Annotated in this window: 14 protein-coding genes; 4 read left to right on the top strand and 10 right to left on the bottom strand. The window is 57.9% G+C overall.

What is annotated here, in order from left to right; all coding sequences use genetic code 11:
* Positions 1 to 13: 13 nt before the first annotated feature.
* On the bottom strand, positions 14 to 1,465 hold the full coding sequence (gene betB / locus Q0955_RS16205; protein WP_299426239.1) for a betaine-aldehyde dehydrogenase: 1,452 nt from the start codon (positions 1,463 to 1,465) through the stop codon (positions 14 to 16).
* 157 nt (positions 1,466 to 1,622) lie between these two features.
* On the opposite strand from betB, the gene betI reads away from it, so the two are divergent.
* On the top strand, positions 1,623 to 2,207 hold the full coding sequence (betI, locus tag Q0955_RS16200; RefSeq protein ID WP_299426236.1) for a transcriptional regulator BetI: 585 nt from the start codon (positions 1,623 to 1,625) through the stop codon (positions 2,205 to 2,207).
* 76 nt (positions 2,208 to 2,283) lie between these two features.
* Here betI and Q0955_RS16195 read toward each other — a convergent pair whose 3' ends face one another.
* The 6 genes from Q0955_RS16195 to Q0955_RS16170 form a co-directional block, all read right to left on the bottom strand.
* Positions 2,284 to 2,940, bottom strand: a complete 657-nt coding sequence (locus Q0955_RS16195; protein ID WP_299426234.1) for a hypothetical protein — start codon at positions 2,938 to 2,940, stop codon at positions 2,284 to 2,286.
* 72 nt (positions 2,941 to 3,012) lie between these two features.
* Positions 3,013 to 4,521 carry a choline-sulfatase gene (gene betC / locus Q0955_RS16190; RefSeq protein ID WP_299426231.1) on the bottom strand — a complete coding sequence of 503 codons (1,509 nt, stop codon included), beginning with the start codon at positions 4,519 to 4,521 and terminating at the stop codon, positions 3,013 to 3,015.
* A 73-nt stretch (positions 4,522 to 4,594) separates the two neighbouring features.
* Positions 4,595 to 5,680 (bottom strand): DUF1036 domain-containing protein, encoded by a 1,086-nt coding sequence (locus tag Q0955_RS16185; RefSeq protein WP_299426228.1) that lies wholly within the window; start codon positions 5,678 to 5,680, stop codon positions 4,595 to 4,597.
* Between the two features lie 56 nt (positions 5,681 to 5,736).
* Entirely contained in the window at positions 5,737 to 6,642 is a 906-nt protein-coding gene (locus tag Q0955_RS16180; RefSeq protein ID WP_299426225.1) for a DMT family transporter, read from the bottom strand.
* A gap of 71 nt (positions 6,643 to 6,713) precedes the next feature.
* Positions 6,714 to 7,658, bottom strand: a complete 945-nt coding sequence (locus tag Q0955_RS16175) for a pirin family protein (RefSeq protein WP_299426222.1) — start codon at positions 7,656 to 7,658, stop codon at positions 6,714 to 6,716.
* 165 nt (positions 7,659 to 7,823) lie between these two features.
* On the bottom strand, positions 7,824 to 8,468 hold the full coding sequence (locus tag Q0955_RS16170; protein ID WP_299426220.1) for a LysE/ArgO family amino acid transporter: 645 nt from the start codon (positions 8,466 to 8,468) through the stop codon (positions 7,824 to 7,826).
* A gap of 82 nt (positions 8,469 to 8,550) precedes the next feature.
* Here Q0955_RS16170 and Q0955_RS16165 point away from each other — a divergent pair, with 82 nt between their 5' ends.
* The gene (locus tag Q0955_RS16165; protein ID WP_299426217.1) at positions 8,551 to 8,925 is read left to right on the top strand and encodes a hypothetical protein; all 375 of its coding nucleotides are present in this window, start codon (positions 8,551 to 8,553) and stop codon (positions 8,923 to 8,925) included.
* Complete coding sequence (locus tag Q0955_RS16160; RefSeq protein ID WP_299426214.1) at positions 8,922 to 9,797, top strand: LysR family transcriptional regulator ArgP; 876 nt, start codon at positions 8,922 to 8,924, stop codon at positions 9,795 to 9,797. Before Q0955_RS16165 ends, Q0955_RS16160 begins: the two co-directional genes overlap by 4 nt.
* Here the strand turns inward: Q0955_RS16160 and opgC are convergent.
* Positions 9,790 to 10,881 (bottom strand): OpgC domain-containing protein, encoded by a 1,092-nt coding sequence (gene opgC / locus Q0955_RS16155; RefSeq protein WP_299426212.1) that lies wholly within the window; start codon positions 10,879 to 10,881, stop codon positions 9,790 to 9,792. The genes Q0955_RS16160 and opgC overlap by 8 nt on opposite strands.
* 148 nt (positions 10,882 to 11,029) lie before the next feature.
* Positions 11,030 to 11,770: a YebC/PmpR family DNA-binding transcriptional regulator gene (locus tag Q0955_RS16150; RefSeq protein WP_299426209.1), complete on the bottom strand. Its 741-nt coding sequence runs from the start codon at positions 11,768 to 11,770 to the stop codon at positions 11,030 to 11,032.
* Between the two features lie 143 nt (positions 11,771 to 11,913).
* On the opposite strand from Q0955_RS16150, the gene Q0955_RS16145 reads away from it, so the two are divergent.
* The gene (locus Q0955_RS16145) at positions 11,914 to 13,686 is read left to right on the top strand and encodes an SLC13 family permease (RefSeq protein WP_299426206.1); all 1,773 of its coding nucleotides are present in this window, start codon (positions 11,914 to 11,916) and stop codon (positions 13,684 to 13,686) included.
* 299 nt (positions 13,687 to 13,985) lie between these two features.
* Here Q0955_RS16145 and Q0955_RS16140 read toward each other — a convergent pair whose 3' ends face one another.
* On the bottom strand, positions 13,986 to 16,262 hold the full coding sequence (locus tag Q0955_RS16140) for an NADP-dependent malic enzyme (protein ID WP_299426203.1): 2,277 nt from the start codon (positions 16,260 to 16,262) through the stop codon (positions 13,986 to 13,988).
* Positions 16,263 to 16,287 lie beyond the last annotated feature (25 nt).

Here is a 16,287-nt window from a genome sequence, read left to right as displayed (position 1 = left end):
CCATCGCGGGCAATTAGTAAGGCGCTTCTACGTCGCCCATGCGCACATAGACGGACTTCACCTGGCTGTAGTGGTTGATCGCTTCTTTGGAGTTTTCACGCCCCACGCCGGAGTTTTTGACTCCACCAAACGGAGCCTCCACCGGCGCATCATTGTAGGAGTTGATGAAACAACTGCCCGCTTCCAGCTTCCCGATTACACGGTGGCCACGAGACAGGTCAGACGTGAACACACCGGCAGACAGGCCATATTCGGTATCATTGGCCCGCGCGATCACCTCTTCCTCGGTGTCAAAGTCCAACACCGACATCACAGGACCAAAAATCTCTTCGCGCGCAATGGTCATGTCATCGGTCACATCGGCAAAGACCGTTGGCTCTAGGAAGAACCCGTCGCGCTCCATACGCTTGCCACCGCACACCAACCGCGCGCCCTCGTCGACACCCTTGGCCATATATCCCAGCACAATGTTCATCTGCCGCTCGGAAACCATCGGTCCAAAGCTGGTTGCCTCATCCAACGGATCGCCAATCACGGCCGTGCCCAGTCGCTCTGCCAGACGGGTCAGGAACTTCTCCTTGATGCCCTTCTGCACAAACACCCGCGTGCCGTTGGAACACACCTGACCGGAACTGTAGAAGTTGCCCAGAATGGCACCACCAACGGCGTTTTCAACATCCGCATCATCGAAGATGATCAACGGGGACTTCCCGCCCAGCTCCATGGTCACATGCTTCATGTGGCCGGCCGCCGCTGCATAGACCTTCTTGCCGGTTGGGACCGATCCGGTCAGGCTAACCTTGTCCACACGCGGATCATTGACCAGTGCGGCGCCAACTTCGCCCATGCCTTGAATGACGTTGTACACACCCGCTGGCACACCGGCCTCATGCAAGATCTCCGCCACCTTCAAGGCACACATTGGCGTGGTCTCGGACGGTTTAAACACCATCGCATTGCCACAAGCCAGTGCCGGCGCAGCTTTCCAGCAGGCAATCTGGGTTGGATAGTTCCATGCGCCGATGCCGACACAGACGCCCAGCGGTTCGCGCACAGTATAAACCCAGTCCTCGCCCAGCGGGATATGCTCGCCGGTCAGGCTGCCCGCCAAACCGCCAAAATACTCCAACGCATCCGCACCAGAGGTCGCGTCCACCGCGATGGTCTCCTGATAGGGTTTACCGGTGTCATAGGTCTCCAGCACTGAAAGCTCATGGTTGCGCTCCATGATCATCGCCGCTGCCCGGCTCATGATGCGGCCACGTTCACGCCCCGTCATCGCCGCCCAGATCTTTTGACCCGCCTTGGCACTCTCAAGCGCCTGACTCACAATTGCCGGTGTCGCCGCATGTACGGTGCCAATCACCTCGCCCGTTGCAGGGTAGATGATCTCGATTGGTGCTCCGGAGGTGTCCTCCACAAAGACCCCATTGATGAAGTGGCTGGCTGTCGGTTGCAGCTGCATTGCGCATTCCTTTCCTGTGCTGGCCACTTCAAAGGGGCCGCGGATTCTCAATTTGACAGCCAAACTAACATCGCTAGCTCATTTTTTAAATGACCATTTAAAAATTTTATTGATACAACAATATTGCCCCTGTGGGTGATCTCGCTAAAGTGGCGCCATGGGCCGTACACGTATCCGCGATATCCGACATGAAGAGTTGATCAACGCCACCATCACGGCGGTTCACAAGCGGGGTTATGCCGTTGTCACTATGGCGGAAATTGCCGCCGAAGCCGGTGCGTCCGCTGCCTCGATCAACTATTATTTTGGCTCCAAGGAAAAGTTGATGGAGGCCACCATGCGCCGCCTGCTGACCTTGCTGAAACAAGCGATGCTGGAGCGTTACGCCACCGCCAAAACTCCGCACGAGCGGCTGATGGCCGTGCTGGACGCCAACTTTTCGGACCGGCTGTTCACCAATGAGCAATGCTCAATCTGGATACAATTTTGGGCCAATGCGCCCTATGCGGAAAGTCTGCAACGCCTGCACCGCATCAACCGATCCCGGGTCACCGCACACTTCCGCGCCGAGTTGCGCGCGCTTGTGGCAGAGGATCGACGCGAAACCCTGCGCGAAGCGTTGCAATGTTACATGGACGGTGTGTGGCTTGAGGCCGCGCAATCCGACGCGCCACTTAACCCAGCCCAGGCACGCAAAGAGGCCCGCGAAGTGGCGGACCTCATGTTGTTGTCACAAGACTGACCTACAAAGAGCGATGGGGGCCAGCCCCCGCCGCGCGATGCGCGTCTCCCCCGGGATATTTGGGGCAAGAAGAAGCCTAGGGGCGCACGTATTTGTAAAGCGTGCCATCCCCCCCGGCCAATTGCATGATCATCTTATCCGCCGTGACCGCTTCAATAATCATGCAGGGCGGCTCGCTCCAGGGATCAATATGCGCAATCATCACCGGCCCCTGCCCGTTTGATTTCTCACAACTGTCCGCCAATTGCAGCGTGTACTCTGACGAATAGTCCCCGTTGATCTCCTCGGTCACCTGATCGCCCCATACCGTTGAGGTGTAGGCCGGATCGGCAGCAAACACCCATTGCCCTTGCAGGTTGGCACGGATTTCAGCGTAAGGGTCCAAAGAGGGATCATGGCGGAACGCATGTACAGCCAGTTCCGCCGACATATCGCCCATCTCCACGATATCCGCCCGCAGCCACAGCGGCGCGTTTACATGCAATGTGCCCATCGCCTCGACAATGTAGCTTGGCGTTGGCTCATTCCAGCTCACGTAATAGGTGAACCCATTGCTGGTCAGCTGGCAACTTGGCACCTCTGTTTCAAAGATACAGCTGTGCAACATGGCCACGTCTTCAATGGGCTCTCCCCGAGTGCCACTTTTTGTCCCGCTATCAATAAACATCTGCGCCTGTCCCACGCTTGCCAGCGTCATGGCAGCACCCGCCAACATCAGTGTTTTCAAAATCATAAAGCTCTCCCCTTCGCGTTTGGCGCAGCCTAGGGGTGAAAGCCTTAACAATCTACTGTTACGTGTGCGGCCTCATTCCCCACGCGGGAAGCGCTGATTCTCCTCCACCACATTCAGGTCCATGTGATTGCGCATGTAGCGCTCCGAGGCCTTTTGCAACGGCTGATAATCCCACGGGAAATAGCCACCCTCGCGCAACGCCTCATAGACCACCCAACGCCGCGCCTGACTTTCCCGCACCGCCGCATCAAACGCCGCCAGATCCCAGCGCGCCTCGGACTTGGCCCGCAAACTCTGCACCGTGCCCTGATGCGCAGGCTGCTCCGCCAGATTGGTCAGCTCATGTGGATCAGCTTCAAGATCGAACAGCTGATCCGGGTCCAGCGCACAGCGATTGTACTTCCATTTGCCATAGCGCAGCGACACCATCGGCGCATATGAGGCTTCTGCCGCATACTCCATCGCCACCGGGGTGGTGCGTTCCCCGCCCTGCCCCAGATGCACAAGGCTCTCTCCCGTGGTCCAGGGCATGACCTCCTCCATGCTCACGCATGCCAATTCGCAAATCGTTGGACACACATCAATGTTGCTCACCGGTGTGGTCACCAAGCCGGGTTCCATGTTGGGCGCGGACACCATCATCGGCACCCGGCTGGAGCCCTCATAAAAGCTCATTTTGAACCACAGCCCGCGCTCACCCAGCATGTCGCCATGGTCACTGACAAACAGGATCACGGCCTCCTGCCGCGTGGCTTCCAACGCTTCCATGATTTCGCCAATCTTGTCGTCCAGATAGCTGATGTTGGCAAAATACGCGCGGCGCGAGCAGCGGATATCTTCTTCTGTGATGTCAAAGCTTCGCCAGTCATTGGCGTCAAAAATGCGTTTGGAATGCGCATCTTGCTCCTCATATGGGATCGCCCCGACCTCCGGCAGAAGGTGCTCACAGTCTTCATACAAATCCCAGTACTTCTTACGCGCAACATAGGGATCATGCGGATGCGTAAAGCTGACGGTCAGACACCACGGACGCGCGTCATGCCCCCGCGCCAGATCATAGACCTTGCGCGTGGCGTGATAGGCCACCTCGTCATCGTACTCCATTTGGTTGGAGATCTCGGCAACGCCTGCACCGGTCACGCTGCCCATATTGTGATACCACCACTCGATGCGCTCTCCCGGCTTGCGGTAATCCGGCGTCCAGCCAAAATCCGGCGGGTAGATGTCCGTCGTTAGCCGCTCTTCAAACCCATGCAACTGATCTGGCCCAACAAAGTGCATTTTACCAGACAGGCAGGTCTGATAGCCCGCCCGGCGCAGATGGTGCGCGTAGGTTGGAATGGAGGAAGCAAACTCCGCCGCATTGTCATAAACACCTGTGCCGCTTGGCAACTGCCCCGACATAAACGCCGCCCGCCCCGGCGCGCACAAGGGGCTGGCCGTGTAGGCGTTTTGAAACCGCGTCGACCGCGCTGCCAGCTTCTTCAGGTTCGGCGCATGTAACCACTCCGCAGGACCATCCGGGAAAAACGTGCCGTTGAGCTGATCCACCATAAAAATCAGGATGTTGGGACGGGACATGTGCAGGCTCCTTGGACGTTTACGCACACCCTAGGAACACTGCTGCCCCAAGCTCAAGACGTTTCGCGACAAATCATCGCCGGTAAACGAAGGGCTGCGGATTGCCATAATAGTACAGCACCATCTCATCGTCCGTAACGCTGTCGATCATATAGCAGTATGGCTCGCGGTCCTCGGGATTGGTTTGCAACAACACCGGCCCGCCTGGCCCCGCATCACAATTGGGTGCGATCTGCAAAAAGTAAGTCGCAGCAGGCTCGCCATTATACATGTCCGTCCACTCCGCACCTTCAATCAAGACTTGGGCAGTGCGGTCCGTCATATCACGCCACATCCCCATCATCGCTTCTCGAATGTGCTGATAGGGATCAAGCTCCGGAAAGTAGCTGACCTCCCTGATCACCGTGTCCACCGTGATGTCGCCATAGCTGATCATGTCCCCGCCAAAGGCCACCGGCGTACCCACCGGCAAAAACTCCAGCGCATTGAGCAAAGCATCCTCGGTGCCATTTCCGTAGTTCACGTAATACTTCCAACCTTCCGCATGAAAGCTGCAAAACGCGTCCTCATACTCATAGGCGCAGCCCTGAAAGATGCCGACCTGCGAAAACGGTTCCCCAAAGAAACCGGAGTTCTCCATCGGCATATAAAGCGGCAAAATCCGCCGCGCTTCGGACTCTGTCGTGTAAACTATCTCCGCAGGTGGCGTTGCAGTCGCACCACCCGCACCTCCCGTTTCCAACGCCGTGAAAATCCCCGCTTTGATGTTCAGCCGGTAGTCTTTGGCAGTCTTGCCGGTGTCGATTTTGGCAAACATCGACTTATCGTACCCACGCGCCGCACAATCCTCATCGCCCACAATGGAAAACCCAGAGAGCTCAGTGCAAAAACTAAACCGTTCTGCCGGATCAAACTCATAGCCCGTCGCAGTGGCAAAGACATAGTAATACCGTCGCTTCAGATCTCCAGTCACCGGCGTGTCGCACTCGCCCGGATCTAGGTTCCACCACCCACGTGAACGATAGGCATCCCCATCCTTGTAGGCCACCGCCACACTTTGCGAGAACCCAGCCTCGTTACAGATTTCCAACCCCGCCTGAGCGGCCACTGGCAGCGTGACCGCCGCCGCTAACCCGACCATCCTGAAAGCTGATCTCATAGTGCCCCCTCCCGATTTCCTTCAGGATAGGCGCAGTTACAACGCTGTGGCAAATTTCAGAGCTTGGTCTGCCCCACCAGCGGCGTGATTTGCCGCCGCTTCAACATGGCCTCACGCCAGGTGATAAAGCTGATCGCGCCAATGATTGTAAGCGCCCCAACCAGCACCCAGACATCCGGTTGCTCGCCAAATCCAATCCAGCCCAGCAATACCGCCCAGACCATCTGCAAGAAACTCACCGGCTGCGTCACCGTCACCGGCGCGGCTTTGAAAGCCAAGGTCATCGTGTAATGCCCTGCCGTGGCAAAACAGGCCACGCCAAACAGGATCACAAGTTCTTCCAAAGTCGGCGTCACCCAAACTGACAACGCCAGCGGCGCCAACCCAATCGTCACCGTCACCGACAACATGCCCACAACCACAGTAGGGCTGACCTCTTCACTCAATCGTTTGGCTATTAGGTAGCCACCGGCAAAGCCCAGCGCGGTGAACAACATGGCAAAATGCCCTGGGCTCAACTCACGAAAGCCCGGTCGCAAAATGATCGTCACACCAATCAAGGCCACAATCACCGCCGCGATCCGCCGAAACGCCAGCTTCTCCCCCAGGAAAAGTGCCGCACCAACGGTAACATAGACCGGCGACAGGTAGTTCATCGCCGTGACCTCAGCGATAGGAATGCGCGCCATGGCAAAGAACCACGCCACCACCGCACCGGTGTGCAAAACACCGCGCAGGCTGAACAAGCCAACTTGCCGCTTGGTGAGCTTCGCCTCTAAAATTGGTTTGATCATCGGGATCAGAAACACGATGCCCAACGCATAGCGCAAAAACGCCGTCTCAGAGGCAGGCAGCCGTGTCCCCACCATCTTCACAAGCGCGGTCACCGCCACAAAGCAAAGCCCCGTGACCAGCATCCAAAACACGCCCATCACAGGGGAACTGGCACTTTCATCCGTCATGCCGCCACATAGACATGACGTGGCGGCAGTGTCGAGGTAGGAAACCTGTTAAGCAAAATTTTGCCGCGGCGTCACAGCATCCTGTCTGGCAAGGGAATAAACTCCTGATCGTCCCCAGGCGGCAATTGAAACCGCCCATCGGCCCAATCTCCCGCCGCCCAATCGGCTTTGGCAGCCTCAATCTTCTCCTTGCTGGAGCTGACAAAATTCCACGAGATATACCGCGGCCCATTCATGGTTTCCCCACCCAGCGCCATCAGCCGTGCACCTTGGGGACCCGCCGTCACCGTGATCGCATCTCCGGGCCGGAACACTACCATGCGTCCCGGCTCAAACACGTCCCCCGCAATCTCCACAGCGCCTTCCAAAACATAAAGCCCACGATCCTCGTGATTGTCTGGCATCGGCAGCTTCGCCCCAGCTTGAAGCGCCACATCCGCATAAAACGTCTCTGACATCATGCTCACCGGCGCCCGCTCCCCCCAGGCATCGCCAAGGATCAACCGCACCTCTTTGCCTTCGCCTTCCAGAAACGGCAACGCCTCTTTGCCATGATGCTCAAACGCCGCCGGATCATCCTCACGCTCTTCCGGCAAAGCAATCCAGGTCTGAATCCCAAACAGCGAGCTTGGCGCCTTGCGCGTGGCTTCCGATGTGCGCTCCGAATGGGTCACGCCATTGCCCGCCACCATCCAGTTCACCTCACCGGGATAAATCATCTGATGTGTGCCAAGACTGTCGCGATGCTCAAACTCACCGCGATAGAGATACGTTACCGTCCCAAGACCGATATGCGGATGCGGCCGCACATCAATACCTTGCCCGGTCAAAAACTCCGCCGGTCCCGCTTCATCAAAGAAGATAAACGGCCCCACCATCTGCCGCTTGGGCGCAGGCAACGCCCGCCGCACAGAGAATCCGCCAAGGTCTCGAGAACGCGGCACAATGACCGTCTCGATCGCCTCCAAGGCGGTGGCATCTGGCAATGTTGGCTCTAAGGCTGGGTTCCAACTCATGGCGTCCTCCTGACTTGCTACCAAAAGGATATGGCCATTTCCCTGTCGCACAAAACAGGCGAGTCCCCACAACTTATGTGCGCCGCCTCACAGAACACCCCAGTCTTCTCCTTCCCCAAATATCCCGGGGGAGTCGGCGCATGCGCCGACGGGGGCAGCGCCCCCTCACATGCCCCAGATCAGTTTCGCGGCAATCGCCCACATGGTTAGCCCGACCAGCACATCCAAAATCTGCCAGGAGCGTGGATTGACAAAGAAAGGCCGCAACAGTTTGGCGCCAAACCCCAGAGAGAAGAAAAACACAAAGCTTGCGGTTACCGCACCAACCCCAAAGGCCCAGCCGGGCGCATATTGCGCGGAAATCCCGCCCAATAGCACGACAGTGTCCAAATACACATGTGGATTGGCCCAGGTCAGCAGCACACAGGTCATCACCGCCGCGCCCAAACTGCCTGCCGTGCGGCCTTTGTCCTGCAAGGCATCTCCCCCTGCCGCCGCAGCCTTGAAGTTCATCGCGCCATAGACAAACAGGAACGCCGCACCGCCATAGCGCACCCACTCAATCATGCTCGGGTTCGCCGCAATCAGCGCGCCAAAGCCCGCCACGCCAAGCGTGATCAAAATGGCATCACTCACCGCACAGGTCAGCACCAGTGGCAGCACATATTCCCCCCTTAAGCCTTGGCGCAGCACAAAGGCGTTTTGCGCACCAATCGCCATAATGAGCGAAAACCCCAGTGCAAACCCGGCCAATGCCGGTCCCCAAATACCTGTCTCGCCCATATCGTCTTGCCCCCAGTGATTATCCATTGCACCTTTGTGTTGGGGTTTGACTACGGCCCGCATGTCAATTACTCAAATTAAAACACCTGGAACCACATTAGGACAGCTTATGTCGCTTCCGAGCTACAAAACCCTGCCGCCCGCCAAAGGGGAAAGCAACGAAGACTACTGCCGCCGTCTGGAGGCCGCTGGTCACGACGCGCTGTTTTTGCGCAACGCGTTGGCCTTTCACTTCCAACTGCCGCAGGACGACATCAAGCACTGCTTGGACCAATTCCCGGAAGCGCGCCTGCGTCACGTCGAATTGCTGACGAAGCTGCATCCCACCCGCACCGCTTATGCGCTGGCTGACAAGCTAGCGATGAACCTCGGCATGTCTGTTAATGAAGCCAAAGACTGGGCGCTGGCCCATGACGGCTCAACGCTCAATGCCTACCAAAACCGGATCAGACCCACACACGGCACCGCAGCCAAGCTGCAATGAACCTCGACTACGCCCATCTCGCCGCCCTTGCGGCGATCCTGCGCACCGGCAGTTTTGATGGCGCGGCACAGGAACTGGGCGTCACCCAATCCGCCATCTCGCAACGTCTGAAAGCACTCGAAGAACGTATTGGCATGCCCTTGGTGTTACGGGGCACCCCCTGTGAAGGCACCGAAACCGGCCGCCGCCTCGCCGCCCACCTCGATCAAGTGGGCATGCTCGAAGGCGCGCTCTCCCGCGATCTGGCAAAGCTCTCCCCGCGCACCGCCCGCCTGCGCATCGCCGTCACCGCGGACAGCCTCGCCACATGGTTTCTCAAAGCCGCCGCGCAGGTGCCCGACCTGCTGTTTGATCTGGTCGTCGACGATCAGGATTTCTCTGCCGACTGGCTCCGTCGCGGCGAAGTGGTCGCTGCCGTGACCGCGCATGAATCCCCGATTGCCGGCTGTGACAGCACCTCGCTTGGCCCAATGCGCTACGTGCCGTCCGCCAGCCCGGCCTATATGGCCAAACACTTCCCGGAGGGTGTCACCGCAGAGGCCATATCCACCGCGCCAATCCTGATTTTTGACGCCAAGGACCGCTTACAGGACACGTGGATGGCAACCAACCTCGGCATCACGCCCACTCCGCCCAGCCACCGCCTGCCCTCCTCCACCGGTTTTGTCGAAGCCTGCCTGCTCGGCCTTGGCTGGGGCATGAACCCGGAACCTTTGGTGCGCCCCCATTTGGAAACAGGTGCTCTGGTGCCTTTGATCCCCAACACCACCTACGACACACCATTATTCTGGCAATCCAGCCGCCTTCTGGCACCGGCCCTTGCCCCGCTCACCAAAGCGGTGCGTCAAGTCGCGCGCAACCATCTCAACTGACGCTGCGCGCGGCCAAGGCCTGCCTGCGTCGTCTGAGACCATGGTGGATAAGGTAAGGAAGAAGCATGTAGACAACCTGAAACGCTACGGCCCAAACCATCCCTTCCGTCGCCCCCCACTGCGGCAACAGATAGGCAAACAGCGCGACCATATAGACATGGATCACAAACATCTGAATCGCCCATACGCCGCAATATCTCAAAAGCGGCAGTGAGAAATACCACCGAAAAAATTTCGTCAACCAAGCCGTCACAGGCACCGATCGGGTCATCACCACAGTCACAAATGCTGCCACGGCAAAGGTGCGCAAAAGATGCACAGGATGCAGATGCATGCGAAACCAGTTGCCCTGAACACCCTCCGGCAAAGCGCCAAGTGTCGGATACCAAAACGCCCATCTCTGCCCCAAGGCCATAACAGCAACGCCAAGCAGCAGCGCCACAAACGCCCAATCACTCAGACCATTGAGCCACCCGACAATCTCTCGAAAATACAGCCCGGCCAAATACGACAGAAAAAACAGGAACTGCCAGGCCGCGATGTCAAACACCAGAAACTTACCACCCCAGCCAAACACCCCGCCATCATAGTTGAACAAACTCACCACGTAGATAAGCGCCGATGGCACCAGCAACATCGCCTGCGGCAGGTAAGCCAACCCAAAACTCAGCGCAAACAGCAAGACAAAACAGTAGATGTAAATCGGCAAGATGTCCGAATAAGCACCGCCATTTTGGATGAGCAAGACCTCGCCAACCCCAAATGCAAACTGTCCAAAGTTCGCGCCTTCAAGCGCTAGGAGGATCAAAAACGGCCCGGCTGAGAGCAGGTAATAGACATAAATTTTCCGAATACGCTGCTTCAGAAACCGCGCCAGTTTGCCCGGGTCCTGAAATTTGATGGCGTACAAAATGCCCACCAAAAGACCAGACAAAACCACCAGAAACTCAGCACTCAACAGCTGAATAATTTGCACATGATGCACCGTAAACAGAGCGTTCATCCCTGTTTGGGCGCCAAGATGCCCCAACATCATCATAAAAAGCAGATGCCCACGCACCCCGTCCAGAAGGTCAAACCGCATGCCTTCAGTCCTCAAATCAATGAATTTTGGTAGTGTCAAACTCAGGCTACAATCAAAATGCGGCAAAACTGTGGGATGGTTAATTTCCAATAAGGAAACCCCGCCAGCAAAGCTGACGGGGCGCATATTCTGTCATTTATGAAACGGCTTACAGCTGTTCCATAACCTCATCAGAGGCTTCAAAGTTGGCGGTCACGCGCTGCACGTCATCGTCATCTTCCAGCGCATCAATCAGGCGCATCAACTTCTGCATACCTTCCAGATCCAACTCAGTTGTCGTGGTGGGTTTCCACACCAGCTTGGTACTGACCGATTCACCCAAGGCCGCTTCCAACGCGTTGGAGACCTCGTTCAGGTCAGTGTCCTCACACCAGATGATGTGGCCATCTTCGGAGCTTTCCACGTCCTCGGCACCGGCTTCAATCGCCGCCTCAAACACAGAGTCCGCATCACCCGCATCCGCGCCGTAGGTCACTTCACCTTTGCGATCAAACATGAACCCAACGGAGCCGGTCTCACCAAGGTTGCCGCCACTCTTGGTGAAGGTGGAGCGCACGGTGGAGGCGGTCCGGTTGCGGTTGTCGGTCATGGTTTCGACAATCACCGCCACACCATTGGGGCCATAGCCCTCATAACGGATTTCTTCATAGTCATCGCCCTCGCCCGCAACCGATTTTTTAATCGCGCGTTCGATCACGTCTTTTGGCACAGACTGGCTTTTGGCTTCTTTCACGGCCAAGCGAAGACGTGGGTTCTTCTCAGGATCCGGATCGCCCATTTTGGCGGCTACGGTGATCTCTTTGGAAAGTTTGGAAAACAGCTTGGAACGCGCGGCGTCCTGACGCCCTTTGCGGTGCTGAATGTTTGCCCATTTACTGTGGCCGGCCATGGTTCGCCTCCGGTTATCTATTGGCAGTATCGCTTTTTCAGGGCTCTCTATACGTCAAGGCAGCCAAAGGCCGCAAGCGACTTGCGTTTCCTGTGCCTCTACGATTGACTCCAGCGCAACAAATTTTGCGCACAGGCCCTTTCATGACCACAGATCAGATCATTTTGTTCAGCCTGTTTGGCGGTGTGTTTGTCATGCTGCTTTGGGGACGCTTCCGCTATGACATGGTCGCCTTTGCCGCCCTGATGATCGCCGTTGTGGCCGGCGTCGTCCCGACCAAAGACGCGTTTTCCGGCTTTGGCCACCCTGCGACCCTCATTGTCGCCCTGGTGCTGATTGTCTCCGCAGGCCTTGTGCGCTCTGGCGCCGTGGGGCTGATCACCCGCACTTTGGTCGACAGCGCCCGCTCGTTGGGCAATCACATCGCCATTATCGGTGCGGTTGGTGCAGTGCTCTCTGCCTTTATGAACAACGTCGCGGCGCTGGCACTGCTGATGCCTGTGGACATCCAAACCGCCCGCAAGGCAGGCCGCAGCCCGTCCAAATCCCTGATGCCGCTGTCATTTGCCACCATCTTGGGTGGCATGGCCACGCTCATCGGCACGCCGCCGAACATCATCATCGCCTCCATCCGCGAGGAAAGCCTTGGCGAACCCTTCAAGATGTTCGACTTCGCCCCCGTCGGAGGCCTTACCGCCATTGCAGGCCTACTGTTTGTGGCTCTGATTGGCTGGCGTCTGATCCCGGATCGCGAAGACGCGGGCAAAAAAGTCGCCGACCTCGGCCAATACATCGCCGAGCTCACCATCCCTGCTGAGAGCAAGCTGATTGGCAAGCGCTTGGGTGAGCTTGAACCGGACGCCGAAGAGGCCGACGTGCAAATCCTCGGCCTGATGCGCGGCGGCAAACGGCTCTACGGCACCGCACGCACCAACGTCCTGCGCGAAGGCGACGCCCTTGTACTCGAAGCCACCCCCGACGCGCTCGACGAATTCCGCACAGCCCTCTCGCTGAACTTCTCCGACGAGAAACGCGAGGAACAGCTCAAAGCCGCCGGGGACGGCCTCGACATCATCGAAGTAGTGGTGCCCGAAACCGCGCGCATCGCAGGCAAAACCGCTGCTGCCCTTGGTCTCGCGTGGCGTCAAGGCGCCGTGCTTATGGGCATCTCCCGCGAAGGTCGCCGCATCCGCAGCCAGATCCGCAAAACCGTGGTCCAGCCCGGTGACATCCTCTTGATCCTCGTACACAAAGACCGCGGCCCCGACGTGACCAAATGGCTTGGCTGCCTGCCGCTCGCAGATCGCGGCCTGACCGTGACTGCCAACAGCAAGATGTGGCTCGCCATTGGCCTATTTGTCGGCGCCGTCGCCGCCGCCTCTTTTGGCTTGATCTATCTGCCCATCGCTTTGGGGCTTGTGGTGATCGCCTATGTGCTCGCCAAGATTGTCCCGCTTTCCGAACTCTACGACCACGTCGAATGGCCGGTTGTGGTGCTCCTAGGCTCGATGATCCCACTCGGCGCGGCGCTCGACAGCTCTGGCGGCACCGCATTGATCGCCAACGGCCTCGTTGGCCTGACCTCCGGCCTGCCCGCTTGGGCGGTGCTCACAGTGCTAATGCTCGTGACCATGACGCTCAGCGACGTGCTCAACAACACCGCCACCACCATCGTCGCCGCGCCCGTAGGCATCCAGATGGCCAACGCGCTTGGCGTGTCACCTGACCCCTTCCTGATGGCGGTTGCGGTTGCCGCCTCGTCAGCCTTCCTCACGCCCATCGGTCACAAGAACAACACACTGATCCTCGGCCCCGGCGGCTACCAGTTTGGCGACTACTGGCGCATCGGCCTGCCTCTGGAAGTGCTCGTGGTCGCCGTTTCGATCCCTGCAATTCTGATGTTCTGGCCGCTGTAACGAATTGCCCGGCAACGCCGGGCGCGCCCGACCCTCCCCATGGGAGGGCGCACTTCGACTTTCCGCAAATCGAAATGAACGGGCACATGGGCTCGTTTCGCAAACCAATTTCGTTTCATAAGCGCCCGCCCAGGGTCAGGCACGCCCTCTTATTGCGCAACACCTGCGCAACGCGCGTTGTGTTTACCTGCCTCCCGCAGCACAAGCCCCCCACCGACGCAATACCGACGTGAAACAGACAAAAAACAGACCCCAAAAACCATGGTTAACGGGGCCTGCTGCTTCACTTCAAATCTGGCTTAGCCGTAGGTCGAAACTTCAGTGCCCGCCAGCGCAGCAATGTTGAGCAAACCACGCACCGTGATCGACGGAGTCACAATATGCGCCCGGTTGCCCATACCCATCAGGATCGGGCCCACTTCCAGTCCATCTGACACTGATTTCAAGATGTTACGGGTCGCACCCGCCGCATCTGTGTTGGAGTACACCAGCACATTGGCTTTACCCGTCAGACGGCCACCCGGGAACAACCGCTCACGCAACTCTGAATCAAGGGCTGCATCAGTGTGCATTTCCCCTTCATATTCAAAGTCATAGTCGTTCTGATCCAGAATATCCAAGGCCCCGCGCATCACCCGACCGGAGTGCGAATCCAGGTTGCCAAACTGGCTTCCGGAACAGAGCGCGATCTTCGGATCCACCCCAAAGCGCCGCACGTGACGGGCGGCGGCAATCACCGTTTCCGCCACCTGCTCAGAGGTTGGCTCGATGTGAATATGTGTGTCCGCCAGGAACAGCGGCCCTTTGTCCAGGATGATCAAAGACAGCGACCCAACCGGATGCAACTCTTTGTTTTCCAACACTTCCGTCACATAGCGCAGATGCCAGCGATACTCGCCAAAGGTACCGCAGATCATGCTGTCCGCATCGCCACGGTCCACAGCAATCGCCGCAATCGCGGTGTTATTGGTGCGCAAAATCGCCCGCGCACTGTCCGGGCTCACCCCCTGACGCCGCAGTTTGTTGTGATAGTGGGTCCAGTAGTCGCGATAGCGCTCATCCTGCTCCGGATTGATCAGTTCAAAATCCACACCCGGTTTGATCTTTAGTCCAGCCTTATCAAGGCGATGCGCAACAACCTCTGGACGACCAATCAACACCGGCGTGTCCACGGTCTCTTCCAGCATCGCTTGCGCAGTCCGCAGCACGCGCTCGTCTTCACCTTCCGCAAATGCGATCCGGCGACGGCTCATGCTGGAAGCCTCATAAACCGGACGCATGATCATCGAAGAGCGGAACACCTGCGCCTGCAGCTTGTTCTCATAGGCGTGCAGATCCAGCTCCTTGGTGGCCACACCGGAGTCAATGGCCGCCTTGGCCACCGCCACCGCAATGGTCGGCAAAAGGCGTGGATCAAACGGCTTTGGGATCAGGTAGTTAGGCCCAAATGTCAGGGTCTCGCCTTTATAAGCCGCGCCCACTTCTGCAGAGGTCGTTTCCCGCGCCAGAGAGGCAATTGCCTCCACACAGGCCAGCTTCATCGCATCGTTGATTTCGGTCGCACCCGCGTCCAACGCACCCCGGAAAATGAACGGGAAACACAGCACGTTATTCACCTGGTTCGGATAGTCCGAGCGTCCTGTTGCGATCAACGCACCTGGTGCAGCCTCACGCGCCAACTCTGGCATGATCTCAGGGGTTGGGTTGGCCAGCGCAAAGATGATCGGATCATCCGCCATCTGCTCAACCATCTCTTTGGTCAACAGGCCCGGACCAGACACGCCAAGGAACAGGTCCGCCTCCTCCATGGCCTCCATTGTGGTCCGCTTATCAGTGTCTTGCGCGAACTCCGCCTTCTCCGCCGTCAGGTCGTTGCGCTGCTTATGCACCACGCCTTTACTGTCCAGCATCAGGATGTTTTCGTGTTGAACCCCCATGGTCATCAGCATCTTGAGGCAAGCAATCCCCGCCGCCCCCGCGCCCAGCGCCACAACCTTGATGTCTTCAACGTTTTTCTTGGCCACGATCAGCGCGTTGTAGGCTGCAGCCGCCGCCACAATCGCTGTGCCGTGCTGGTCATCGTGGAACACCGGAATGTTCATGCGCTCTTTACAGAGCCGCTCCACAAGGAAGCAATCCGGTGCCTTAATGTCTTCTAAATTAATTGCCCCGAAAGTGGGTTCCAGACGACAGACCAAATCGGCGAGTTTTTCCGGATCAGGCTCGTTCACTTCGATGTCAAAACAATCAATCCCGGCGAATTTTTTGAAAAGAACTGCCTTGCCTTCCATCACCGGCTTGGACGCCTGCGCCCCAATATCGCCAAGACCAAGCACGGCAGTACCATTGGAAATCACCGCAACCAGATTGCCTTTCGCGGTGTAACGCGTTGCATCCGCAGGGTTCTTTTCAATCTCGATACAGGCCTCGGCCACGCCGGGGCTATAGGCCCGGCTCAGGTCACGGCCTGTTGCCATCGGCTTGGTCGCGCGGATTTCCAGCTTACCGGGCTTGGGAAACTCGTGGTAGTTTAGTGCGGCCTGACGGGCGCGGTCCTGATCCTTGGTGTTTGTCATCTCTTCTATTCTCCCAATTCCCCTC

Source organism: uncultured Shimia sp. (genome assembly GCF_947493595.1).
GTDB lineage: Bacteria > Pseudomonadota > Alphaproteobacteria > Rhodobacterales > Rhodobacteraceae > Shimia.
Note: the sequence above shows the minus strand (reverse complement) of the source record. Positions and strands in the feature narration are given on the sequence as shown.